Source organism: Rhodovulum sulfidophilum DSM 1374 (genome assembly GCF_001633165.1).
Taxonomy (GTDB): Bacteria; Pseudomonadota; Alphaproteobacteria; order Rhodobacterales; family Rhodobacteraceae; genus Rhodovulum; species Rhodovulum sulfidophilum.
The window spans coordinates 3,318,336-3,341,547 of sequence record NZ_CP015418.1; the positions used below are offsets into that span (position 1 = coordinate 3,318,336).

Sequence of the window (23,212 nt, forward strand, 5' to 3'; positions counted from 1 at the left end):
CGGACGGTCAGATCCGGACGCCGCGACGCGCCGCGAGATCGTTGAAGAACTGCCAGGCGACGCGCCCCGAGCGCGCCCCGCGGGTGGCCTGCCATTCGATCGCCTCGGCGCGGAGCGTCTCGGGGTCGATCTCGATCCCATGCGCGGCGCAATAGGCGCCGATCATCGCCAGGTACTCGTCCTGGCTGCAGGGGTGGAACCCGAGCCAGAGCCCGAACCGGTCGGAAAGCGACACCTTCTCTTCGGTCGCCTCGGAGGGGCTGATCGCGGTCGAACGTTCATTCTCGATCATGTCGCGGGGCATCAGGTGGCGCCGGTTCGAGGTGGCGTAGAAGACGACATTGGCGGGCCGCCCCTCGATCCCGCCGTCAAGAACCGCCTTCAGCGACTTGTAATGCTGGTCGTCATGGCTGAAGGACAGGTCGTCGCAAAACAGCACGAAGCGTTCGTCCGCCCCGCGCAGCAGCCCCAGCAGCCGCCCGACCGAGGGCAGATCCTCGCGCTGAACCTCGACCAGCTTCAGCGGATACCCCTCGGCCGCCACAGCAGCATGGACCGCCTTCACAAGGCTCGACTTGCCCATGCCGCGTGCGCCCCAGAGAAGCGCGTTATTGGCGGGCAGGCCCCGGGCGAAATGGCGGGTGTTCTCGAGCAGCGTGTCGCGCGACCGGTCGATACCCTGCAGCAGCGTCAGATCGACCCGATTGACCTCGGGAACCGGGCTCAGCCGGTCCGGCGCGACATGCCAGAGAAACGCCTCGGCCGCCGCGAAATCCGGTGCCGCCGCCGGCGCGGGGAAGCGCCGTTCCAGCGCCTCGGCGATGCGCTTCAGGCTGTCGGCCGCCTCCGGGCCGAAGCGGGACTCTGCGCTCTGCACCGTCATGGCCGGGACTCTGCCTCAGGCCCGGTCGCCGGCCCTTCCTCTGGCTCGTCCTCATCGTCGTCGAACCACAGTCCCTGGGCGCGCAGCTCTTTCTCGCGCGTTTTCTCGCCGCGCCGCACCAGCAGGATCGAAATCTCGTAAAGCCCGTAGACCACCGTGAACAAGATCACCTGGGTGATGACATCGGGCGGCGTGACGACCGCTGCGAGCACGAGGATGCCCACCACCGCATATTTCCGCACCGAGCCCAGCCCGGCTGCCGAGACCAGCTCGGCCTTGCCCATCAGCGTCAGAAGCACCGGCAACTGAAAGCAGAGCCCGAAGGCCAGGATGAACTTGATCGTCAGCGACAGGTATTCCTGCACCGAACCATGGAAGGTGATGCCCGCCGTTTCGGACTGACCGCCGCCCTCGGCCCCGAGCGAGCCCGCCTGCTGGAAGCCCAGGAAGAAGTCGAAAGCCAGCGGCGTGATGATGAAATAGGCGAAGGCGGCGCCCAGAATGAACATGAAGGGCGAGGCCAGCAGGAATGGCAGGAAGGCCCGCTTTTCCGAACGGTAAAGCCCCGGCGCGACGAAGCGCCAGAGCTGGAAGGCAATGAACGGAAAGGCCAGGGCGAAGCCGCCGACCAGCGAAATCTGGATCGCGACGAAGAAGCCTTCCTGCAGCTTGATCAGATAGAGCCCGCATTCCTGCCCGCGCTCGGCCAGCGCCGAGCAGATCGGATGGGTCAGGACATTGAAGAGCGGGTTCCAGACCATGAAACAGGCCACCATCCCCGCGACGAAGGCCGCCAGCGCATAGATCAGCCTGGTGCGCAGCTCGGCAAGATGCTCGATCAGCGGCGCGGAGGTATCGTCAATGTCATCCCGGGTCATGCATCGCTCGTTCTGTCGGGCGTCTTGTCGGGGATGTCTTCCGGCGCCGGAACGTCACCCTCGGCGGCCTCCGGCGCGGCACGCTTCGCCGCGCCCGTCTCGGCCATGGCCCTGCGGATCTTCTCGGCCTTGGCCGCCCGCGCGTCGGTGGCCGGGCTGGCGCTTTCACCGGGCTTGGGCAGCTTCGGCTCCCATTTCTCGAACCGGTCGGCGGCCTCGTTCAGGCGATCGAGCCCGAGCTTGCGCGGATCGGCGATGTCCTTGAGATCGTCGACGGTCTCGCGGACCCCGCTCTGATCCGCAGCATCGTCCATCGCGCGCTGAAACTCGCGCGCCATGTTGCGCGCCTTGGCGGTGAAACGCCCAAGCGTGCGGAACATCCCGGGCAGGTCCTTCGGACCCACGACGATCAGCGCCACGATGCCGATCAGCAGAAGTTCAGTCCAGCCGATATCGAACATGGGATCAGGCTCGCAAGCGGCGGATTACGCCTTGTCTTTCTCGGTCTCGGGGGTGACGTCGCGGGTGGATTCGAGGCTTTTCTGCGCCTCTTCGGTCTCTTCCTTCACACCCTTCTTGAAGGCGGTTATGCCCTTGCCGACCTCGCCCATCAGCGACGAGATCTTGCCGCGCCCGAACAGCACGAGCACGACGACGGCGATCAGCAGAAGGCCCGGCAGGCCGATATTGTTCAGCATGGTCTTCTCCCTCGGGGGCGCGACCGGCCCCCTTGCGATACAGGTGAGACACATCTATTGAGTCTTGCCGCCGGTTCAAAGACCCATTCTCCCTGCGCGGCGCGATTATTTGCCCCTACCCCACCTGTTTGGCCCTGCCTGACCCGGGCCATTCCGCACCGCGCCCCCTTGCGGGCGAGGGCGAAATCCTTTCACTCTCCCGTCGCGGGACAGACAGGACCGCGGCAGATAACGGATGGAGAGAACCGGATGCACAGCGAGGACGTTAACGGCAAGGTACTGGAACACTGGGATTGCGACGACCTCGAGGCGGCAATGGCGGCCGGCGAGGTGGTGACGATCGACGTGAGGACGCCGCAGGAATACCTGTTCGAGCATATCCGCGGAGCGCTGCTGCTGCCGCTGGCGGGGTTCGATCCGGCCTTCCTGCCGGAGGGCGGCGACAAGCGTCTGGTGTTTCACTGCGGATCGGGAGTGCGCTCGCGCAAGGTCGCCGAGGCCTGGCTGGCCGCGGGTCATGACCGGGTGGCACATCTCGAAGGTGGCTTTGCCGCCTGGAAGGCCGCGCTCAAACCCTATACCGGCACCGACATGGCCTCGGGCGCACCGATCCGGGTCAACGCCAAGACGGACTGATCCGCCCCATCGCGGCCGGGCGGCATCACGCCGCCCGCAGCCCGTACGAGCGTTCTGAGGCCCATGGTGGACGCTTGCCCCGGCCGTTTGTATGTTGGCTTTGGCATTGGGCTGGAACTGATGGCGCCTCGACGGCTCTGTCGATGTGATAGACACCGATGTGGCGCGCTTGAAGCGCTGGCTTCTCGGTATATCGCCTTCGACATCGCGGTAACCGCACAATGCCATGCCGCTGGCAACCCCGATGCCGCGCTGATCGGTCGATGATCCGGTATTGCGCCCGGCGGCCGGGCGATAACCGGCTCCGGGAGCGGATGCGCGAGCTAGCCGGGGAACGTCGGCGGTACAGCTATCGACGCTTGCACGTCCTGCTGCGCTAGGAAGGCCTACTGGAGAACCGCAAGAAGACCGAGCACCTCTACCGGGAAGAAGGGCTGTCGGTGAAGCGCAGGCGAGGCCGCAAGAAGGCCACTGGCACGCGGGCAGCCCTCCTCGTGGAGGCAGTGCCGAATGTCCGCCGGTCGGTCGATTTCGTGCATGATCAGCTCACGTCCAGCCGGCGCCTGCATATCCTGAACGTGATCGCCGACGTTACCAAGGAATGCCTGGCGACCGTCGTCGATACCTTCATCAGCCGGCGCAGCGTGGATCGGGAGCTGTCAGCCCTGATGTATCGACCCACTGAAAACCTGCTCATGCTACAAGGGAGAACGTAGCCATGAGTAAGACGATGGACGACAGCATCAAGCGGTTGACGGCGAAGCGTAAAACGGCGCTCGTCATCGAGATCATCCAAGGCAAGACGACCGCGTCGGAGGCAAGCCGGTCCTTCGACCTGACGCCCTCCGAGATCGAGGGCTGGGTCGAGGATGCCAAGCGCGGCATGGAGAACTCGCTGCGCGCCAACCCGCTCGACATCCGCGAGCAATACGAGAAGCAGCTCCGGGACCTGCAGGAAGCCTATGGAGAGGCGATGCTGGAGCTGCGGGCGCGAAAAAAGCTGCAGGCCCTGCTGGATGCGCAGGACGGGAATTGATCCGTCGCACCCAGCAGGGCCTCATTGCCGAGGGCGTCGTTGTGTCCGTCGCCAAGCTGTGTGCCTGGTTCGGCATCCCGAGGCGGACGGTCTACTACAAGCCGGTGAAGGCTGCGCCTAAGGTCGAGGCCCGCTTTTCCGAGCCGATCAAGAAGCTGATCGAGGAAGAGCCGTCCTTTGGCTATCGGACCGTGGCTTGGCTCCTGGGGTTCAACAAGAACACCGTGCAGCGGATCTTCCAGATCAAGGGCTGGCAGGTGCGCAAGCGTGCCGTGGGCATGCGGCCTCGCATCCAGGCCGTGCCGTCGGTTGCGGCTGCGCCGAACGAGCGCTGGTCGACGGATCTCGCCCGTATCTGGACGGGCAAGGACGGCTGGGCTTCCTTGGCGTTGGTGATCGACTGCCACAACCGAGAGTTGCTGGGCTGGCATCTGTCGAAGTCCGGCAAAGCCACGACCGCCAGCGCCGCCCTCGAGCACGCCCTGATCGCCAGGTTCGGCACTTTGGGCAAGGTCGAGAAAGAGTTCCTGCTGAGGTCGGACAACGGTCTGGTCTTCACCAGCCACCACTTCACCAAGATCGCCCGCAGCTACGGTCTGAAGCAGGAGTTCATCACCCCACACTGTCCCCACCAGAACGGCATGGTCGAACGCTTCATCCGGACGCTGAAGGAGCAATGCGTGCATCGCCACCGTTTTGAGACCATCCAGCACGCGATGCGCGTCATCGGTGACTGGATCAGCTTCTACAACAAACGCCGCCCTCATCAGGCCCTTGCCATGCGCACGCCTGCCGAGGCATTCACATTAGCGGCTTAACCTAAGCAGATTCAGCTGGGTCGATACAAACATGTTTGCCAACTTGCGCCATGCCCGAGACCTGATCGCGGCTTGGCGCGAGGATTACAATCACCACCGCCCGCATTCGAGCCTCCACGGACTCACCCCGCGGGAGTATCACCAACGGTCAGTAGAGGACCAAAACCTGAACAGAGCGAACTAATAACCGCGGACTCTACGGGGAGCAGGTCAGATGGTGCGAAGCTCCAGAGCCTGTTGATAGACGTCGATATCAATTTCGCGCCATAGGCAACCTAAAACAAAGTGATGTCGATATCGGCCTTCGCCTTTGGCAACGGCATTCGTTTTTCGGCCGGCGCCTCTGTGGGGGGGAGGAGCACCAATCTTGCAGCTCCGGTCACTGGCCTGAAGTGGAGACGCCGGGCTTGCATGCCACCTAAACTTTCAGAAACGACCTCGAACCCCTCACGTCTAATGTAAGAACGTGCGAAATCAACATTTCGAGCACCAATATCCCTGAAAGCGGCACTAACACGCGCGCCCCCGAAAAGCTTCACCTTCATATCGGATCGCCGTGCACCAGCCTTGAACAACTCATTTATAAGCAGCTCCATGGCCATGGCACCGTATTTCAGTTCAGTCGATCCCGACTCTGCATCGCCAGGCAACAGAAAGTGGTTCATTCCGCCCAGTCCGACACGCGGATCGAAGATGCATGCTGCAACACAGGAGCCAAGAACGGTAGAGAGCACGATATCAGGATCACGCGATACGTGATATTCGCCCTGTACCACCGAATGCACACGCGATGGCCAGGCGTCTTTGCCGGGTGTCCGACTTGGCGATTGCTGTGTCATGCCGCGCTCCTTCGGCTACAGTTTTCAAGAACCGCCCGACCAATCGAAGCGAGCGGCAGTCTGTCTCGAACGCCGCCGAGCTCATAAGCCGCCCGAGGCATTCCGTAGACCAGAGATGTCTTTTCGTCCTGTCCGATCGTATGCGCACCTGCGCGGTGAAGCGCCAACATGCCTTCAGCACCATCTCGCCCCATTCCTGTAAGAATGGCAGCGCAAACCCTGGACGCAACAGGAACCGCCGACATAAATAGAGCGTCTACCGACGGACGGTGACCGGCTTGCAGCGGCCCTTGCCTGAGACGACACCGAAGGGCCCCTGTCACCCCGACCTCGAGATGGTGTGTTTTGCCCGGAGCAAGCAGCACGCGGCCCGGAACTAACGGCTCTTGGTCCTGGGCCTCCTCCACGGTCGCGGCAGTGTTGCGATCAAGAAGGCGCGCCAGTCCCGAACTAAAGGACTCGCTTGTATGTTGAACGATCAATGTCGGCGGACAGTTCGGCGGAAAAGCTTCAAGAACTTTGACAAGCGCATCAACACCGCCGGTCGACGCCCCCAGCAGGACGAGACGTCCGTGTTGAAACGTCATTGCAGCATCAGACTGCTTTCTGGAAGCGTTTTGCGCGGTTCGGCCCAAATGGACACGCAAAAGGCACTGGCGCAAATCTTCGACGGATGCGTCAATATGCGTTACGTCCACGCCTTCACGGATCAGCGAAGGCGGCAAGCGCGCCATGCCAGCCGCTGTTTCACTAACAACAACGCAGCGAATCCCAAGCGCCTTGAAGAGCATCAGCAGCACTTCAAACTCGGCAAGGCGCGCCAGCGCCTCCGCAACAATCACTGCCTGCGGCGGACGACTCTCGGCAATGTGGTAGGCCTCGCTGAGATTCGATACACATGCCCCCAACGAAACCGCCCGCATCTGCTCGACAGCGGTCGCGATCCGGTTTCTCGTCTCCGTCCGTTCATCTGCAATCATTACACGCATGGCCCCATCCTTGTTTCACTCTCCTAGAGCTTCATCCGGTACCAAATTGAGACCCGCCGGTGACTTTCAGCCGCACCAACACAACATCGTATGATCTCGATCATACGGCATCTCCAGAAAGCCGGTGCAACGTTTCAAAGAACAAGTCCTATTCCTTGCGCGCGCGGAGCGACGGTATGCGCATAAGAAAACCAAGGACTTCGCCAAACACGATATAAATTCGTTACCGCAACATTTACTTGATCTTCTCGCCACGTCGACGGCTTAACAAAAACCAGGAAGTAACTGACCGACAGCCTCGGTTTTCTCTTCCCCAAGACCATGGCCTCATCTCGACCAGCTGTACAATGCTTCACACACGCCCCAAGATGTACCACGCTATACGTTCGAGTTTGTCGCCATCGGATTTAAAAACTATTACTGTCAGCATTTTCTACACCGGCCCACATTGAAACATCAGAATACGTCGATATCTCCCCCGGAATGGGGGGTGTCCCGGATCTCTGCGCCGCCCATAACTGCACGCAGTTGATCAAGGCGCAGCCGGTCGATGAGGCTTTCTGGAACACGCGTCTCCTCAGGCATGAGCTTCGCCAGATCCTGACTGAAGGGTGCCATATCCTCCAGGATCTGGATGACCAGATCGACGAGTTGCAATTCGCTTGCGCCCCCCTGCCGCACCGCCTGAGACACCTGCCGTTCCAGGACAGCTTTCTCGTAACGTCGCAGAAGCTCCGCCGCATGCTGGAGTTCATGGCCGAAAACGTCCATAATTTCCGGCAAGCGAGGACCATCGTTGACAAGTTGAAGGTCGTGACGCGTCACAGTCGCCCCACCACCGCTTCGATTGCCTTTTTCATGGTCGCAGTAGTGAACGGTTTGCGCACCATATTATTGAGTCCAAGTTGCTGCCCCTTCTGGACAAGTTCGGGGGTCGGCGTTCCTGTCACAAGAATATAGCCAATACGCTGTGTCGAACGGTTGCGCCGTAACCCTTCGAGCAATTGCAAACCGTCCATTCCGGGCATGTTGTAATCGGCCAGCACAAGGTGAACTGGATCGGCCGCGAGTCTAGACAGCGCGGCGCGGCCGCTTGCCTCGGTCGCGACGTGGAAAATGCCAAGTTCCTCCAATGCCTGGGTCACGAGCCCCCGACTAACGGTCATGTCGTCAACGACCATGATCCTAAGACTGTCCTTGAGAGACATCGGTAATTCCTTTCCTCTTGTCGCTTCCAAGTTACAAAGCGGAACGTTTTCTGTAGGCCGTCACGCCGGCGGCCTCGACCAGCGCGGTGGCAGGTCCGGATACGCGCTCGGAATGACCGATGAACAGCATGCCGCCTGGAGCAAGTTGCTCTGCGAGACGGCGCCAGAGAGTCTGTTGTGTATGGCTATCAAAGTAGATTGCCATATTTCGACACATGATCACATCAAAAAGCCCTGACATTGGCCAGGGGCCGTTGATGTTCAACCGTCGAAACGAAACAAGAGAATGAACATCAGATCTCACACGAAACTCCGTTCTTTTTCCGACGACTTTCTCGAACACCTGATCAGCCCAGACACCCGGGGGAATTTTGGCCTCCTCGTCGCTGTAAACCGCGGCCTCGGCCCGACGCAGAACGAAAGGATCGATATCTGTCGCGAGAATTCGAATGTTCAGCTTTGGCGCTTCGGGACAGAGAAGGATAACGCTTCCGGCCAAAGAGTAGGGTTCCGGCCCGGAGGAACAACCGGCAGACCAGAGTCGAACTCGTCCACCTAATCGCGCGCGCTCGATGAGCTTTGGCAAAACATCGGCTTGCAGCTGCTCGAAGTGATGTTTCTCACGATAGAAATTCGTGACGTTCGTTGTCAAAGCAGAAATGAAGTGCTCGCTCTCCGCTTCGATATTTGCCTTCAGATACTTATCATACTCAGCGAATCCTTTGAGATTCAGAGCAGATATCCTTTTCCCAAGTCGAGAATGGATCATGGCCTTTTTCGACGGCTCGAGATGCAAGCCATATTCCGACTTCGCAAATGCCGCTATCCTCTGAAAATCGCTTTCTTCGAAAACGATATCAGAGCGTCGGCGCGGGGTCATCGAAGGCGAGGGAGCGTTCATGCGGCATCCGTCAGACCACGAGGCACCAAAATCTCCGGCGCCAGAATACGAGACATGCCTTCTTCGATCGAGATCAGCCCCAGAATGCTATTCGGAATATCGCCACCGCCCATGGTCGGCGCGTCGCAGATCTGGCTGCCTTCGACTGTCAGGATCTCGGAAACCGAGTCGACCAGAAGACCGATTGTCTTCGAGCCGATCGCAACAACAATGATTACATGGCGCGGCGACGCCTCACATTCACCGAGACCGAGGCGCGCAGCAAGGTCGATGATCGGAATCACCGCCCCGCGCAAGTTCATCACACCGAGCACCGCATCTTCGGCATGAGGTAGCGCCGTGACCGGCGTCCACCTCCGGATTTCGCGAATTTGCGTGATCTCAATGCAGAAACTCTGTCCTGCAGCCTTTAGAGTGACGAATTCCAGGAGGTCGTCATCACCCCATTGTTGCGGTCTGGGCATAGTCCATCTCCTCTCTGGAAGCCATATCCCGGCCAAAATGACCGGCCAGGGACAGGATGGCGTCAGTGTCGATGATCAGGGCGATGCGGCCATCGCCCAGAATGGTGGCAGCGGAAATTCCTTCGATCGCTCCGTAATTTCCTTCGAGGCTCTTGATCACGACCTGACGTTGATCGGAGATATCATCGACGGCGAGCGCGACCAAACCCGATTGCTCGGAGCGAATAAGGATCAGAATATTGTCCGAAGTGATTTCAGCATCCGTCGGGAAACCCAGAAGCTTGGCCAGGTTCACGATTGGAACATAGGTGCCGCGTATCGACAGCAGTCGTCCTTCCCGCCCAAAAGGTAGAATATCCTTCGGCTTGGGGCGGATCGTCTCGACCACGCTCGAAAGCGGCGCCACCAGCGTTTCGCCGGCCGCATGGATGACCATTCCGTCCATCACAGCGAGGGTCAGCGGAAGGGCGATCGAGAATTTCGTGCCCAACCCCGGACGGCTGCTGATCGAGATGCGACCGCCAAGCGAGGTGATGGCGGTCTTCACCACATCCATCCCGACACCGCGCCCCGACAGGTTGGTCACCTTCTCGGCCGTCGAAAACCCGGCCATGAAAAGTAGATTGTCGATCTCGGCATCTGTCATCTTCGCGTCTGCCGCGATCAGGCCCTGACTTGCCGCCTTCTCGAAGATGCGCTTGCGATTGAGCCCGGCACCGTCATCGGAGATCTCGATCAGCACATCGCCAGAGCAATGTGCCGCAGAGAGCTTGATCGTCCCCTGGGCCGGTTTCCCGGCAGCCGTGCGTTTCTCGGAGCTTTCGATGCCATGATCCACCGCGTTGCGGATCATGTGCGTCAACGGCTCGGCCAGACGTTCGACCAGGGTCTTGTCGACTTCCGTCGACTCGCCCTCCGAGATCAGCGCGACGTCCTTCCCCAAACCATACGCCGCCTCGCGAACGATCCGCTGCATCCGCTGGAACAATGGCTTCACCGGCTGGGCGCGGATCGCCATCACCCCCTCCTGAAGCTCGCGCGCAAGATACTGGTAATCGTCGAGATCGCTCATGATGTCCGAATTGGACGCCATCCCGGAGGCCAGGAGCTTCTGCGTGATCACCGCCTGGTTGATGATCAGCTCGCCCACCGTGTTGATCAGCCGGTCGACCCGTTCCGGGTCGACGCGAAGAGTCGTCTGGGGCATCGACGCAGCGGGCTTCGCCGCCTTGGATTTTTCGGCCGCAGCCGGCTCGGACGTCGCAGACGCCGCTGTGGCCGGTTCTGCCGCAGCTTCTTCAGCTGCGACCTGCGGGAGGGAAGGGTTTTCAGGCTCGGAAACGCTCATGGGACCTTCCTCGCTTTGAAGCCCGGGAAGGTCGCCCCCCAAAGCGGCCGATCCGCCGGAAACCTGCTCGATCTCGCAAATATCGTCGAGGAAGACAAAGGCATCGCGGATGCTGGCCTCGGTCATCGTGCCGGTAAGCGTCAGTTCCCAGCAGAGGTAGCAGTGATCCGGATCGAATGCCTCGGAGACAGGCAGGGCCGAGGCATCACAGGAGACCTCGAGCTGGCCCAAAGCGACCAGTTCGGAGAAGAGAAGAAAAGGATCATGACCGTTGCGAAAGAGGTCGGCAATCGCGGGCACGCGGATCTTGTAGACGTCTTCGGGCTCCTCGTCGGGGGCGTCGAAGGACATCGGCATGAAGGCGACGGGCGCGAACTCGAACGCCTCGTCGGGTTCGGGCGCCGAGGGGCCGCCTTCTTCCGCCCCCGAAAGCGCGACCAGGCTTTCGATGAGCTCGGCCATCTGCGGCGGTTCCTCGTCGCTTTCGGCCTGTGCCAGCTCGACCAGTTCGGCCAGCATGTCGCCCGAGCGCAGGATGACCTGCAACGAGTCCGGATCGAGGACCAGCGACCCCGAGCGCAAGCGGTCCAGCACCGTTTCCAGGCGATGGGCGAACTTGACCAGCGTGTCGAGGGCGAAAGCCCCGGCAGCACCCTTGATCGAATGGACAGCCCTGAAGATGGCGTGAACCGTCTCCTCGGTGGCCGTTCCGTCCTCCAGCTCGCCGGTGCCTTCCGAAAGCTGGTCCAGAAGGTCTTCGCACTCGGCGAAGAATGTGGCCTTGAGATCGTCGCGGGACATGGCTCAGCGCGCCCCCGTGACCCGGCGGATCACGCTGATCAGGCCTTCGTCCTGAAACGGCTTGACGATCCAGCCGGTCGCCCCGGCCGCACGGGCACGTTCCTTCAGCGAGGCGCCGCTTTCGGTGGTCAGCACCAGGATCGGCACGCGCGCATTGGTGCCGCCGCCGCGGATATGCTCGATCACGCCGAAGCCGTCCATCTTGGGCATGTTGATGTCGGTGATGACCGCGTCGTAGCGGTCCTTCGAGAACTGGTCGACACCGTCCTGACCGTCATTCGCCGTCGTCACCGCAAAGCCGGCGGAACTGAGCGTTTCCCGCACCATCTCGCGGATCGTCAGCGAGTCGTCTATGGCAAGGATGTTGATCATTGCTGGGCCTCCGCAGTACCAAGGATCATGTCATGCAGGCCGAGAAGGCTCAGTCCTTCGGAAAAGGCCGGCGAGGCGTCGGCAACCGAAAAGGTGCCGCCGCTGGATTCCACATATTGTCTGAGGAATAGAAGAAGCTGGGCCGAAAGCGCGCTCTGGGCGGGCGCCTCGGCCGCCTGCACAAGGAGCTTCTTCGGCGCCGCCTCCAAGACGGATTTCATGACACCACCTGCGTCTTCCGACCAGGCCGGATCGGTGATGTCGAGGTCATACTGGCATTCGGATTCCATTCCGATCCCTCGAGTTCCTGCAACGTACGCTCTGCTCAAAAGTGAATACCCCCGCAGAGCCTAAGAAGTGATGAATGGCGGAAGCCAGGATCGCGGGGGCCTGTCCTTGCGATTGCCCCGCCGCGACCTCCGTCAGACGGACAGGCGGATCCGGCCGGAATTCTTCCGAAGCGCGACGGGGCCGGAGATGACCTGTCGAATCGTCGAAAATTGGTCGCAATAACGGCAGGTCTGCGCCGGATCTCCGGCATCGCGGCTAGAGCGGGATCACATCCACCTTGTGATCCGTCCGATGCGAGCCCGAGGTCCGCGACGAGCCCTTGACCGGCGCCACATCCGCGTAATCGCGCCCGATCGCGACCGCGATATGATCGGGACCGGCCAGCATGTCATTGGTGGGGTCGATCTCGACCCAGCCGGTTTCGACCCCGCACCAGGCCCTGACCCAGGCATGCATGGCATCCGCCCCTTCCAGCCGCGACTGCCCGGGCGGCGGAACGGTCCGCAGAAAGCCGCTGACATAGCCGGCCGGGATCCCGATCGCGCGCAGCGACGCGATGGTGACCTGACTGATGTCCTGACAGACCCCGCGCCGGTTCCGGAACGCCTCGATCGGAAGCGTCGACACCTCGGTCGCCTCAGGGTCGAAATCGAATCGCTCGTGAATGGCATGCGACACCGCCTTCAGCGCCGCCAGAACCGACATGTCGGGCCCGGTCAGCTCTTCGGCGAAGGCCGCGATCTCGGGCTCGTGCCGGATCCGTTCGGAGGCGCCCAGAAAGTGATGCGGCGACATCGGCAGAATGCTGTGGATCGACTGCAGCTCGGCCCCGAGCGCCCCCAGCCCGCAGGAAAGGTCGAGCGTGGTGCCGCGCGGGATCCGCCGCACCCGGCCCTTGAAGCGGAAGCGGAACTCGGTCTGGCCGGCGTCATGGGCGATCTCTGTGGTGGCATTGCCGAAGAAATCGGTCCCGTCGCGCCGGAAATCCGGATCCGGATCGGCCGAGACCCGGCCCGAAATCAGCGTCTGCTCGCCATTGGTCAGCGGCAGCATCCGCAGAAGCGTGCGGGTCGAGGCGGCCGGGCTGTCATAGACATAGCCGATTTCAAGGCGGATGTCGTATTCGATCGGCACGCGCGGTCCCTCCCGGAACTCTAGCTCAGGTAACGCTGGGTCAGCAATGTCGAGATGTCGCGGACGTCCTGCTGAAACCGGTAAAGCCGGTCGGGACCGATATCCTCGGGCACCGCCGCCGACAGCTCGGTATGCAGCAGCAGGATCGCCCGGGCCAGGTCGGACATCGGCTCGCCGGGGGCGCTCCGCGCCAGCATCCGCTCCTGCTCGCGCACAAGATCGAGCTGGAAGAGCACGGAGCGCGGATTACCGATATCCAGCCCCAGAAGGTCGATCAGGGTGTTGCGGTCGGTATGGACGGAATAGCGGCGACGATGGGTCATCACGCTGTCGCCGACCTCGATCGCCACGTCGAACCCGCCGGCCGGCTGGGCCGGATCGGCAAAGACCGTCAGCAGCGAGATCATCTGGTCGGCCCGCTCCAGCGCGCGCCCCATCGTCAGGAAGCGCCAGCCCGACGAGCGGAACATGTTCTCATGCACCAGCCCCGAAAACCCGGCAAGCTTGCGCAGCAGCTCGCCCATCGCCCTGACCGCCGGATCGCCGGGAGGCACGCGACTGAAATGGCCCCGCGCGGTGAAGGACAGATCGGTCAGCGCATGCCAGCCATCGGTCGAAAACCGGTCGCGGACCTTGCCGGCACAGCTCTGGGCGGCCTCGAAAAGCTCCAGCACCGCGGCCGGGACCGGCTCGCCGATATCGACCCCGAACCCCTCGATGAAGGCACCGAGCCGCGCCACCAGCGGCAAGTCCGGATCGCCGCCCTCCGACAATCGCAGATGATAGGCGCGCAGCTCCCGCACCCGGGCCTCGGCGCGTTCGATATAGCGACCGAGCCAGAACAGGTTGTCGGCCGCCCGGCTCGGCAACAGGCTGGGCGCGCGCCGCAGGAAGGGCCCCTCGCCCGGCCCGGTCAGCGTCTCGGGTTCGACCGGCCGCTCGCTCGTGACCCAGACATCGGCGACCGAGCCGCCATTCTTCATGCCCAGTGCGGTCGGATCGCCCGACCGCCCGATCCGGGCATAGCCGCCGGGCATCACCACCCAGCCCCCGGGCGTCCGGGTGGCAAAGACCCGGATCAGCGCCGGCCGCGGCAGAAGCCGGCCATCGATCATCGCGGGCGTCGTCGACAGCGTCACCGCCTCCTGCCCCACCAGATCGGGTCCGTCCCGTTCCAGCCATTCGCCGATCGGCCGCCGCGCGGTGCCGCGGAAATCGCCGCCAAGGGCCGTCGAGGCATCGACCTCGAAGGGCAGGTCCGAGGACAGCGCCCGGCCGATCATCATCCGGTGCAGGTTCTCGTAGACATAGCTGCGTTCCCAGTCCTGCCCGCACCACCAGGTGGCGATGTTGGGCAGCTTCAGGGCCGCGCCCATCAGCTTTTCGCAGATCCTCGGCAGGAAGGCCATCAGCGCCCGGGCCTCCAGCACGCCCGAGCCGAGACAGTTCAGCATGGTGACGTCCTGCGCGCGCAGCGCCGCCAGCATGCCCGGCGTGCCCAGCGCCGAATTCTCGTCCAGTTCCAGCGGGTCGGCAAAGCGCGAATCGAGCCGCCGCCACAGCACGCTGACCGGCTGCGGCCCATGGATGGTGCGCACCATCAGCCGCCCCCGCTCGAGCTTCAGATCCTCGCATTCCAGCAGCAGAAGCCCCAGATAGCGCGCGATATAGGCATGCTCGAAATAGGTGTCCGAATGATGCCCGGGCGTCAGGATCGCGACCTTGCCCTCGCCCCCCGCCTTCAGCGCCGTCATCGCGTTGCGATGGGCGCGGAAAAACCCCGCCAGCCGCTCGACATTGGCCGCGGGAAAGAGATCCTGGAACACCCGGCTGGTCGCCATCCGGTTCTCCAGCGCGAAACCCGAGCCCGAGGGCGCCTGGGTGCGGTCGCCCAGCACCAGCCAGGACCCGTCCGGCGAACGCCCGACCTCGAAGGCCAGGAAATGCAGGAAATGGCCCGATGGCGGCCGGATCCCCACCACCGGGCGCAGCCATTCGGGATTGCGCGCGATCAGCTCGGCCGGCAAAAGCCCGTTCGCGACCAGATCGCCCGTGCCGTAGAGATCGGCCATCACCCGTTCCAGCAGGTCGGCCCGCTGCACGATGCCCTCGACCAGGCCCTGCCATTCCGCCCCGTCGATCACCACCGGCACATGCGACAGCGGCCAGTCGCGCAGCGCCGAGCCGTTCTGGGTGTGCTGGCGGTAATAGACCCCCGCATCGTGCAGGTACTGATCGCCGCGCGCGAACCGCTCGGCCATCTGCTCGGGGCTCTGCCGCGCCAGAAGCTCGATCAGCGGCCGCCAGACCGGGCGCAGGCTGCCATCGGGGCGCAAGAGCTCGTCGGCCACGCCATTCGGCGGGCTGTAGCCCTGCAACAGCGCGAGAACCGGGTCTTCGGCAGTGTCTTCGGGTGCCGTCATGTCATGGTCCGGGCGGGCGGCGCAGATCGAGCGTCATCGGGAATTCGGGATGCACGGGGTCGGGAACGGGCCGGTACTGGCCTGCATGATGCCCCATCTTCTCGAACCGCGCGAGCCGTCGCGCCTCGGCCTCGTTGGCATTGACCGGGAAGGTGTCATAGCTGCGCCCGCCGGGATGGGCGACGTGATAGGTGCAGCCGCCCAGCGCCCGGCCCGACCAGGCATCGTAGATGTCGAAGACCAGCGGCGCATTGACCGGCAGAACCGGATGCAGCGCCTCGGCGGGCTGCCAGGCCTTGAAGCGCACGCCGCCGACCCGCAGGCCGCCGGTCCCGGTCTCGGCCAGCGGCACCGCACGGCGGTTGCAGGTGACGGAGTAGCGGCCCGGGTTGGTCGTCGTCAGCCTGACCTGCATCCGCTCGACCGAGCTGTCGGTATGGCGCACCGTGCCGCCGATGGCGCCGCGCTCGCCCAGCACATGCCAGGGCTCCAGCGCCTGGCGCAATTCCAGATGCACGCCCTCGTATTCGACCTCGCCGCAGAATGGGAAACGGAACTCGGCCTGCGCCTCGTACCAGTCGGTGCGGAAGGCAAAGCCATGGTCCCGCAGGTCGCGCAGAACCTCCATGAAATCGGCCCAGACGAAATGCGGCAGCATGAACCGGTCATGCAGCGCCGTGCCCCAGCGTATCGGTGCGCCCTTGACCGGATCGTCCCAGAGCCGCGACAGGATCGCCCGGATCAGCACCTGCTGGGCGAGGCTCATCCTGGCATCGGGCGGCATCTCGAAGCCGCGGAACTCGACCAGCCCCAGCCGCCCTGTCGGCCCGTCGGGCGAAAACAGCTTGTCGATGCAGATCTCCGTGCGGTGGGTATTGCCGGTCACGTCGATCAGGATGTTGCGCAACAGCCGGTCCACCAGCCAGGGCGGTGTCGCCGTGCCCTCGCCCGGATCGGGAACCTGGCTCAGCGCGATTTCCAGCTCGTAAAGGCTGTCATGGCGGGCCTCGTCGATGCGGGGCGCCTGGCTGGTCGGGCCGATGAAAAGCCCCGAGAACAGATAGGACAGGCTGGGATGGCGCTGCCAGTAGAGGATCAGCGAGCGCAGGAGATCGGGCCGCCTGAGGAAGGGCGAGTCCATCGGCGTGGCGCCGCCCACCACGACATGGTTGCCGCCGCCCGTGCCGCAATGCCTGCCGTCAATCATGAACTTCTGGGCGCCCAGCCGGCACTGCCGCGCCTCTTCATGGACCCCGAAGGTGATCGCCTTGCAGTCCTCCCAGCTCTGCGCAGGCTGGACATTGACCTCGAGCACGCCGGGATCGGGGGCGACCCGGATCACGTTCATCCGCGCATCCTGGGGCGGGGTGTAGCCCTCGACATGGATCGGCAGGCCCAGCGTCGCGGCGGTATCCTCGGCCGCGGCCAGAAGCTCCAGGTAATCCTCCAGCGCCTCGACCGGCGGCATGAAGAGACAGAGCCGTCCGTCGCGCGGCTCGACCGCGATGGCGGTGCGCACGGCCTCAGCCTTCGGATCGACGCCCTGTTCGATCACGGTCTGGCGCGGCCCCGCAGCCTGCGGCTCCGACACCGGCTGGGTCCGGCCCGGCGTCGCGGCGGGCATGGCGGCGGTCTCTTGCTCGCGGGCGATCCTCTCGAGTTCCTGCATCAGGGCAAGGCGGCGGTCCTCGCGCCCGGCATGGAAATCGGGCAGCGGACCGGAGGAGGCCGAGGGATCGGCCGGATAGACGTAAGGATAGGCCGAGGGCGGCACGAAGGGCAGCGACCCCAGCGGCAGGCGAAAGCCCACCGGGCTGTCGCCGGGGATCAGGAAGAGATGCCCGCGCCGCGTCTTCCAGCGTTCCGACCGCCAGCGCCCGGCGGCCGCCTTCGACTGCCAGCGCTGGATCGGCAGGGCAAAGCCCGCAGGGGTATCCAGGCCGCGGCTGAAGACCCGGGCGATCCGGGCACGGGTCTCGGGATCCTTCAGCTTCGCATCCTCGGGGGTGACGTTGACCGGCAGATCGGCTTCCCTGAGGATCCATTCCACCGGGTCCTCATAGGCGGCCTGGACATACTCCGCCCCCACGCCGATGGCCTCGGCCAGCCCCGACAGGAAACGTCCGGCATCCTCGGCGGTGGCGCCGGTGTGGGTCTCTTCGGCGATGAGGTCCGGATTGTTCCAGACCGGCACCCCGTCGCGGCGCCAGTAAAGCGAGAAGGTCCAGCGCGGCAGCGTCTCGCCCGGATACCACTTGCCCTGCCCGTAATGCAGAAAGCCCCCGGGCGCGAAGCGGTCGCGCAACCGCCGGATCAGCCGGTCGGCGAGCCCGCGCTTCATCGGGCCGACGGCGCCCGTGTTCCATTCCTCGGCCTCGAAATCGTCGATCGAGACGAAGGTGGGCTCGCCGCCCATGGTCAGCCGCATGTCCTGCGCCGCGATCCGGGCATCGACCTTCTGGCCCAGCGCATCCAGCGCCTGCCAGGCATCCTCGGGGAATGGTCTGGTGATGCGGGGATGCTCGGCGGTGCGATGCACCTCCATGTGAAAGCGGAAATCGACCTCGGCCGGGCTTGCCATCCCCGAGATCGGCGCGGCGTTACGGTAATGCGGCGTCGCGGCCAGAGGGATATGGCTTTCGCCGGTCAGAAGCCCGCTGGTCGGATCCAGCCCGACCCAGCCCGCGCCGGGCAGGAAGACCTCGGTCCAGGCATGCAGGTCGGTGAAGTCGTGATCGGTGCCCGCAGGCCCGTCCAGCGCCACCAGATCGGGTTTCAGCTGGATCAGATAGCCCGAGACGAAGCGCGCGGCAAAGCCCAGATGGCGCAGCACCTGCACCAGCAGCCAGCTGGTGTCGCGGCAGGACCCGGATGTCAGCCTCAGCGTCTCTTCAGGGCTCTGCACCCCGGGCTCCATCCGGATCAGGTAGTCGATCTCGCGTTCCAGCCGCGCGTTCAGCGCGACGAGGAAATCGATGGTCCGGATCTTCTTGCGCGGGACCGAGGCCAGGAAGGCCTGCATCCGCGCGCCCGCGGGCTCGGGGCTCCGGTAGATCGACAGGTCCTCCGCCAGATCGGCCGGATAGTCGAAGGGCCAGTCCTCGGCCGTCTCGTCGACGAAGAAATCGAACGGGTTGTAGACCGTCATGTCGGCGACCAGATCGACCTCGATCCTCAGCTCGCGCACCGGCTCGGGAAAGACGAAGCGCGACAGCCAGTTGCCATAGGGGTCCTGCTGGTGGTTGACGAAATGTCCGCCGGGCGAGACCTTCAGCGAATGCGAGATCACCCGGGTCCGGCTATGCGGCGCGGGCCGCAGCCGGATCACCTGAGGCCCCAGCGTCACGAGACGGTCATAGCGATAATGGGTCAGGTGCCGGATGGTCGCGGTGATCGCCATGGAGGATCCAAACCTTAGCGCAGCTCTGCGGCAGCAAAGACGGTTTTGGCCTCGCTGTAAACTCGGCTACGGCCGCAACCGGGCCGAAGCGGGGTCCCAAAACGTGCTTCGCTGTCCGAAGCCCGCGGCCAAGCCGGGTTTTCAGACGGGTCCGGACCTATCTGCCGTCCTTTTCATCCCCACCGGGAAGCGCGACCCCGCGTTCCTCCATATAAGGCTGGAAATAGTCGCGGAAGGCCGCGAACCCCTCGGCCAGCATCATGAATTCCTCGCGGTTCATGACCAGCACCTTGCAATCCTCCTTGGCGCGCACCGTGGTCCGGCGCCGGGTCGCCCCGAGGATCAGCCGCTCGCCGAAATGCCCGCCCGGGCCGATGATCCGGGTCGTCATCGCGCCGCTTTCGGAATCGGGCCGCTCCATCTCGACCGCGCCCGTAATCACCGTATAGAACCCGTCCGAGCGGTCGCCCGCATTGTAGATCCGGTCGCCCGCGCGGTAATAGACATAGCGCAGCGGCGGTTTGCCGTAGAATTTCAGCTGCACCAGGCTGCGCGCCCCCAGCATGTCGAGCGACCAGTTGATCATCACCCGGATGCGGGTGCCGATGCCGGGCAGGAGTGCCAGGTAATAGGACCGCCAGATGAACCAGGCGGGAAAGCCGGTGATGTTGCGGCCGAACACATTGGCGACGCCGCGCTTGGCGCCCAGAGAGGCCAGCGCCCCGCGCGAGGCATAGGCGAAGGGCTTCGGCGCGCGCCCCTTGACCGTGGCCGCGATGTTCTGGGCCACCCGCTTGGCCTCGCGCACCGCGAATTGCGCGGTCGGCGGCGCGAAATCGGCCCGTTCCGAGGCCCCCTCCTTCAGCGGGATCAGCGCGCAATCGCCCAGCGCCCAGACGCCCTCGACGCCCGGCACCCGCAGCATCCGGTCGACCGGGATCCGCCCCTTGTCGAGCGGCAGCCCCATCCGCTGCACCACCGGCAGCGGCGCATTGCCGATGGTGGCCACGATGGTGCGAGTGTCGATCACCTCGCCCGTGGTGGTGACAAGCTGGCGATGGGTCGCGCTTTTCACGCCGGTGCCAAGCTTGATGTCGATGCCGTGGCGCTCGAGATGGCCGACCGCGTAATCGGCCAGTTCCTTCGGCATCTCGCCCAGGATACGCGGCGCGAACTCGATCAGCTGCACCCGCACCTCTGAGGGATCGATCTTGGGATAGAAGCGCAGCGAGCGGTCGATCATCTCCTTCATCTCGCCCACCGTCTCGACCCCCGAGAAGCCGCCGCCGACAACGGTGAAGGTCAGCGCGCCGCGCTTGGTATCGGGCAGCTGGGTGACCTGGGCATGTTCGAGCTGCTCGATCACATGGCCGCGCAGACGGCGCGCATCCTCGAGCGTCTTCATCTTCAGCGCATGTTCCTCGAGCCCCGGCATCCGCGAGAAATCGGTGCCCTGCCCCAGCGCGATCACCAGATGGTCATAGGCGATCTCGGTCGGGCGCCGCTGGATGCCCTGGAAGACGGTCACCACCTTGCGGTCGAAATCGACGCTGTCGACCACGGCCTTGCGCACGAAGATGCCGCCGAGGATGAACCGCAGCGGCGAGACCGCATGCGCGGGCATGATCGAGCCGCCCGCGACCTCGGGCAGAAGCGGCTGGAAGACGAAATAGTTCTGGCCGTTGATCACCTCGATCTCGGCCTTGCGGCCGAACTGGCGGCGCAGCGCGCGGGCCGCATACATGCCCCCGAAACCGCCCCCCAGAACCACTATCCTGGTCGCCATCGCGCGCTCCTGTGCTTGCTCGGTTCTGCCGGGCGGTCCTGCCTGGCTCTTGCGGCGTCGCAGCATAAAGCATCGCCTGCCCGCCGCCAGACGGTATATTGTCATAGGGGGAACTTCTTGCAGGACCGTGGCGCGGCGGCCCCGGGCGGGACCGCATCCTGTCCAGATCGCCAATTGCGGTTCGGTCCCGTCTGTGGCAATGGCCCGGACCAATGACACGCGCCACAGCCCTCACCGCCTATCTCAGGCTTTGCCACTGGCTCGACCGTGCCACGCTGGCCTTCTGCGTGGTGGCGGCCCTGTTCCTGACCGGCGCGACCCTGGCCATCGTGATCCTGCGCTACGGCTTCGGCACCGGGTCGATCCAGTTCCAGAACGCCGCCGATTATGCCTTCGCGAGCCTTCTGGTCTTCAGCATTCCGGTGACGCTGGCGCGCGGCGGCCATGTCCGGGTCGAGGTCTTCTCCGAGCGGCTGTCGCCGCGCTATATCCGCATCGCCGACATCGTCGCGGTGCTGGTCTTCCTGATCCCGGTCTTCGGTCTGATGATCCGCGCCTTCTGGCCCGATCTTTCCTATTCCTGGTCGATCCGCGAAGGCGCGATCGAGACCGGCGGGCTCGGCGGGCTTTACATCGTCAAATCGGCGCTGCCGCTGGCCTCGGCGCTGATGATCCTGCAGGGGATCGCGATGATCCTGAAACCGTCCGGAAAACCCTCCGATCACGGCAAAGACATGCAGGAGACGCTATGACCGGGCAGGAAGGCGTGCTGCTCGCGCTGTTGCTCGGGCTGTTCGGCGGCATTCTCAGCGGCATCCCGGCGATGCTGGCCATCGCGGGCGTGCCGCTCGTGACCGCGCTGATCGCCTCGGCCTTCGGGCTGTTCGACCTGAGTTTCCTCAATTTCTTCCCCGGCCGGGTCTGGGGCGTGATGTCGAACCGGCTGCTGATGGCGGTACCGCTCTTCGTACTGATGGGAGTTCTGCTTGAACGCGCGCAGCTTGCCGAGCGCATGCTGGGCGTGCTCGGCCGCCTGACCCGCGGCTCGCCGCGCGGCATGGGGCTGAGCGTGCTGGCCTTCTCGGCGCTGATCGCGGCCTCGACGGGCATCATCGGGGCGACGGTGGTGATGCTGGTCCTGATCTCGCTGCCCGCGATGCGCTCGGCCGGGATCGACAAGCGGCTGGCGGCGGGGCTGATCTGCGCCTCGGGCACGCTGGGCCAGGTGATCCCGCCCTCGATCATCCTGGTGCTGCTGGGCGACCAGATCGGCAATGTCTATCTCGAGGCGCAGCAGGCGGCGGGCAATTTCGCCCCCGACCCGGTCTCGGTCGGCGATCTCTTCGCGGGCGCGCTGCTGCCCGGGCTGATGCTGGTCGCGATCTATGCGATCTATGTCGCGCTTCGGCTCGGCCCCGCGCCCGAGCCGCGCGCGCCCCGCGAGCCGGTGCCCGCCTCCGAAATCCTGTTCACCTTCCTGCCGCCGATCCTGCTGATCCTCGCGGTGCTGGGCTCGATCCTCGCGGGCGTCGCCACCACCACCGAGGCGGCGGCACTCGGCGCCATCGGGGCGATGCTGATGGCCGCGCAGCGGGCCGAAGGCGGCGCCTTCGGACGCTGGCTGATCGCCTCGGCGGGGCTGGCGGCGCTGGTCCTCGTGGGCATGGGCATGGCCGGGCTCGGCCGGGCCGCGCTTGGCACCCTGCCCGGGCTGCTGGCGCTGGGTGCTGCGGCCCTGATCGCGGCGGGCACGCTGATGGCGGGGCTTAGGACCTGGCGCGCGGGCCTTCTGCAAGGCGCGCTGGGCGACACCGTCCGGATCTCGGGCATGGTCTTCGGCATCGTGGTCGCGGCCTCGCTGCTGTCGCTGGTCTTCCGCGGCTTCGGCGGCGACCATCTCGTCGAAGAGCTGATGGCCAGCCTGCCCGGCGGCGGCATGGCCGCGATCTTCCTGGTGATGGCGGTGATCTTCGTCCTGGGCTTCATCCTCGAGGCGGTCGAGATCATCTATATCGTGGTCCCGCTGCTGGGCCCGCCGATCCTCGGCACCGACATCTCGCCGGTCTGGTTCGCGATCCTGATCGCGATGAACCTGCAGACCTCGTTCCTGACGCCGCCCTTCGGCTTTGCGCTGTTCTATTTCCGCTCGGTCGCGCCGCCCGACATCACCACGCTCGACACCTATCGCGGCGTGCTGCCCTTCGTGGCGCTGCAGCTCGTGGCCCTGGGCGTCCTGGTCGCGCTGCCCGAGCTTGCGACCTGGCTGCCACAGGCGATATTCCGGTAAGCGCAACGCAAGAGGACATG

Annotated in this window: 22 protein-coding genes and 2 pseudogenes; 7 read left to right on the forward strand and 17 right to left on the reverse strand. The window is 64.4% G+C overall.

Going from position 1 to position 23,212, the window contains the following annotated elements; genetic code table 11:
- Positions 1 to 7 precede the first annotated feature (7 nt).
- The 4 genes from A6W98_RS15560 to tatA are packed head-to-tail and all read right to left on the reverse strand — an operon-like array spanning position 8 to position 2,459.
- Entirely contained in the window at positions 8 to 883 is an 876-nt protein-coding gene (locus tag A6W98_RS15560) for an ATP-binding protein (protein WP_042462971.1), read from the reverse strand.
- On the reverse strand, positions 880 to 1,761 hold the full coding sequence (tatC, locus tag A6W98_RS15565; RefSeq protein ID WP_042462974.1) for a twin-arginine translocase subunit TatC: 882 nt from the start codon (positions 1,759 to 1,761) through the stop codon (positions 880 to 882). The genes A6W98_RS15560 and tatC overlap by 4 nt, the downstream gene beginning before the upstream one ends.
- Complete coding sequence (gene tatB, locus A6W98_RS15570; RefSeq protein WP_042462978.1) at positions 1,758 to 2,222, reverse strand: Sec-independent protein translocase protein TatB; 465 nt, start codon at positions 2,220 to 2,222, stop codon at positions 1,758 to 1,760. Before tatB ends, tatC begins: the two co-directional genes overlap by 4 nt.
- Before the next feature lie 24 nt (positions 2,223 to 2,246).
- Entirely contained in the window at positions 2,247 to 2,459 is a 213-nt protein-coding gene (gene tatA, locus A6W98_RS15575) for a twin-arginine translocase TatA/TatE family subunit (RefSeq protein ID WP_042462981.1), read from the reverse strand.
- A 249-nt stretch (positions 2,460 to 2,708) separates the two neighbouring features.
- On the opposite strand from tatA, the gene A6W98_RS15580 reads away from it, so the two are divergent.
- The 5 genes and pseudogenes from A6W98_RS15580 to A6W98_RS20465 form a co-directional block, all read left to right on the forward strand.
- Entirely contained in the window at positions 2,709 to 3,095 is a 387-nt protein-coding gene (locus A6W98_RS15580; RefSeq protein WP_042462983.1) for a rhodanese-like domain-containing protein, read from the forward strand.
- 251 nt (positions 3,096 to 3,346) lie between these two features.
- Positions 3,347 to 3,766 (forward strand): annotated as a pseudogene (locus tag A6W98_RS22015) (IS3 family transposase); the annotation flags it as partial.
- A gap of 47 nt (positions 3,767 to 3,813) precedes the next feature.
- Positions 3,814 to 4,131 (forward strand): DUF1153 domain-containing protein, encoded by a 318-nt coding sequence (locus A6W98_RS15590; protein WP_042456997.1) that lies wholly within the window; start codon positions 3,814 to 3,816, stop codon positions 4,129 to 4,131.
- Positions 4,128 to 4,949 carry an IS3 family transposase gene (locus A6W98_RS15595; protein WP_042456999.1) on the forward strand — a complete coding sequence of 274 codons (822 nt, stop codon included), beginning with the start codon at positions 4,128 to 4,130 and terminating at the stop codon, positions 4,947 to 4,949. Before A6W98_RS15590 ends, A6W98_RS15595 begins: the two co-directional genes overlap by 4 nt.
- Positions 4,950 to 4,983: 34 nt before the next feature.
- Positions 4,984 to 5,133, forward strand: a pseudogene (locus A6W98_RS20465) (integrase core domain-containing protein); the annotation flags it as partial.
- 91 nt (positions 5,134 to 5,224) lie between these two features.
- On the opposite strand, the gene A6W98_RS20470 reads toward A6W98_RS20465, so the two are convergent.
- The 13 genes from A6W98_RS20470 to A6W98_RS15645 form a co-directional block, all read right to left on the reverse strand.
- Entirely contained in the window at positions 5,225 to 5,788 is a 564-nt protein-coding gene (locus tag A6W98_RS20470) for a chemotaxis protein CheD (RefSeq protein WP_072071707.1), read from the reverse strand.
- Complete coding sequence (locus A6W98_RS20475; RefSeq protein ID WP_072071708.1) at positions 5,785 to 6,777, reverse strand: CheB methylesterase domain-containing protein; 993 nt, start codon at positions 6,775 to 6,777, stop codon at positions 5,785 to 5,787. The genes A6W98_RS20470 and A6W98_RS20475 overlap by 4 nt, the downstream gene beginning before the upstream one ends.
- 456 nt (positions 6,778 to 7,233) lie before the next feature.
- Positions 7,234 to 7,602 carry a hypothetical protein gene (locus A6W98_RS15600; protein ID WP_155734828.1) on the reverse strand — a complete coding sequence of 123 codons (369 nt, stop codon included), beginning with the start codon at positions 7,600 to 7,602 and terminating at the stop codon, positions 7,234 to 7,236.
- A complete protein-coding gene (locus A6W98_RS15605) occupies positions 7,599 to 7,985 on the reverse strand; it encodes a response regulator (protein WP_042462987.1) in 387 nt (128 codons plus the stop codon). The genes A6W98_RS15600 and A6W98_RS15605 overlap by 4 nt, the downstream gene beginning before the upstream one ends.
- A 31-nt stretch (positions 7,986 to 8,016) precedes the next feature.
- Positions 8,017 to 8,886, reverse strand: a complete 870-nt coding sequence (locus A6W98_RS20480; protein ID WP_072071709.1) for a CheR family methyltransferase — start codon at positions 8,884 to 8,886, stop codon at positions 8,017 to 8,019.
- Positions 8,883 to 9,350 carry a chemotaxis protein CheW gene (locus A6W98_RS15610; RefSeq protein ID WP_042462990.1) on the reverse strand — a complete coding sequence of 156 codons (468 nt, stop codon included), beginning with the start codon at positions 9,348 to 9,350 and terminating at the stop codon, positions 8,883 to 8,885. Before A6W98_RS15610 ends, A6W98_RS20480 begins: the two co-directional genes overlap by 4 nt.
- Entirely contained in the window at positions 9,325 to 11,499 is a 2,175-nt protein-coding gene (locus A6W98_RS15615) for a chemotaxis protein CheA (RefSeq protein ID WP_042462992.1), read from the reverse strand. The genes A6W98_RS15610 and A6W98_RS15615 overlap by 26 nt, the downstream gene beginning before the upstream one ends.
- A 3-nt stretch (positions 11,500 to 11,502) precedes the next feature.
- The gene (locus A6W98_RS15620) at positions 11,503 to 11,871 is read right to left on the reverse strand and encodes a response regulator (protein WP_042462994.1); all 369 of its coding nucleotides are present in this window, start codon (positions 11,869 to 11,871) and stop codon (positions 11,503 to 11,505) included.
- Positions 11,868 to 12,161 (reverse strand): hypothetical protein, encoded by a 294-nt coding sequence (locus tag A6W98_RS15625; RefSeq protein ID WP_042462996.1) that lies wholly within the window; start codon positions 12,159 to 12,161, stop codon positions 11,868 to 11,870. Before A6W98_RS15625 ends, A6W98_RS15620 begins: the two co-directional genes overlap by 4 nt.
- 256 nt (positions 12,162 to 12,417) lie before the next feature.
- The gene (locus A6W98_RS15630) at positions 12,418 to 13,296 is read right to left on the reverse strand and encodes a transglutaminase family protein (protein WP_081251967.1); all 879 of its coding nucleotides are present in this window, start codon (positions 13,294 to 13,296) and stop codon (positions 12,418 to 12,420) included.
- A gap of 20 nt (positions 13,297 to 13,316) precedes the next feature.
- A complete protein-coding gene (locus tag A6W98_RS15635; protein ID WP_042462998.1) occupies positions 13,317 to 15,719 on the reverse strand; it encodes a circularly permuted type 2 ATP-grasp protein in 2,403 nt (800 codons plus the stop codon).
- A gap of 1 nt (position 15,720) precedes the next feature.
- The gene (locus tag A6W98_RS15640) at positions 15,721 to 19,119 is read right to left on the reverse strand and encodes a transglutaminase family protein (RefSeq protein WP_042463001.1); all 3,399 of its coding nucleotides are present in this window, start codon (positions 19,117 to 19,119) and stop codon (positions 15,721 to 15,723) included.
- Positions 19,120 to 19,276: 157 nt separating this feature from the next.
- The gene (locus tag A6W98_RS15645) at positions 19,277 to 20,905 is read right to left on the reverse strand and encodes an FAD-dependent oxidoreductase (RefSeq protein WP_042463004.1); all 1,629 of its coding nucleotides are present in this window, start codon (positions 20,903 to 20,905) and stop codon (positions 19,277 to 19,279) included.
- A gap of 212 nt (positions 20,906 to 21,117) precedes the next feature.
- Here A6W98_RS15645 and A6W98_RS15650 point away from each other — a divergent pair, with 212 nt between their 5' ends.
- A complete protein-coding gene (locus tag A6W98_RS15650; RefSeq protein ID WP_042463006.1) occupies positions 21,118 to 21,657 on the forward strand; it encodes a TRAP transporter small permease subunit in 540 nt (179 codons plus the stop codon).
- Positions 21,654 to 23,192 carry a TRAP transporter large permease gene (locus tag A6W98_RS15655; RefSeq protein ID WP_042463009.1) on the forward strand — a complete coding sequence of 513 codons (1,539 nt, stop codon included), beginning with the start codon at positions 21,654 to 21,656 and terminating at the stop codon, positions 23,190 to 23,192. The genes A6W98_RS15650 and A6W98_RS15655 overlap by 4 nt, the downstream gene beginning before the upstream one ends.
- The last annotated feature ends 20 nt before the right edge of the window (positions 23,193 to 23,212 follow it).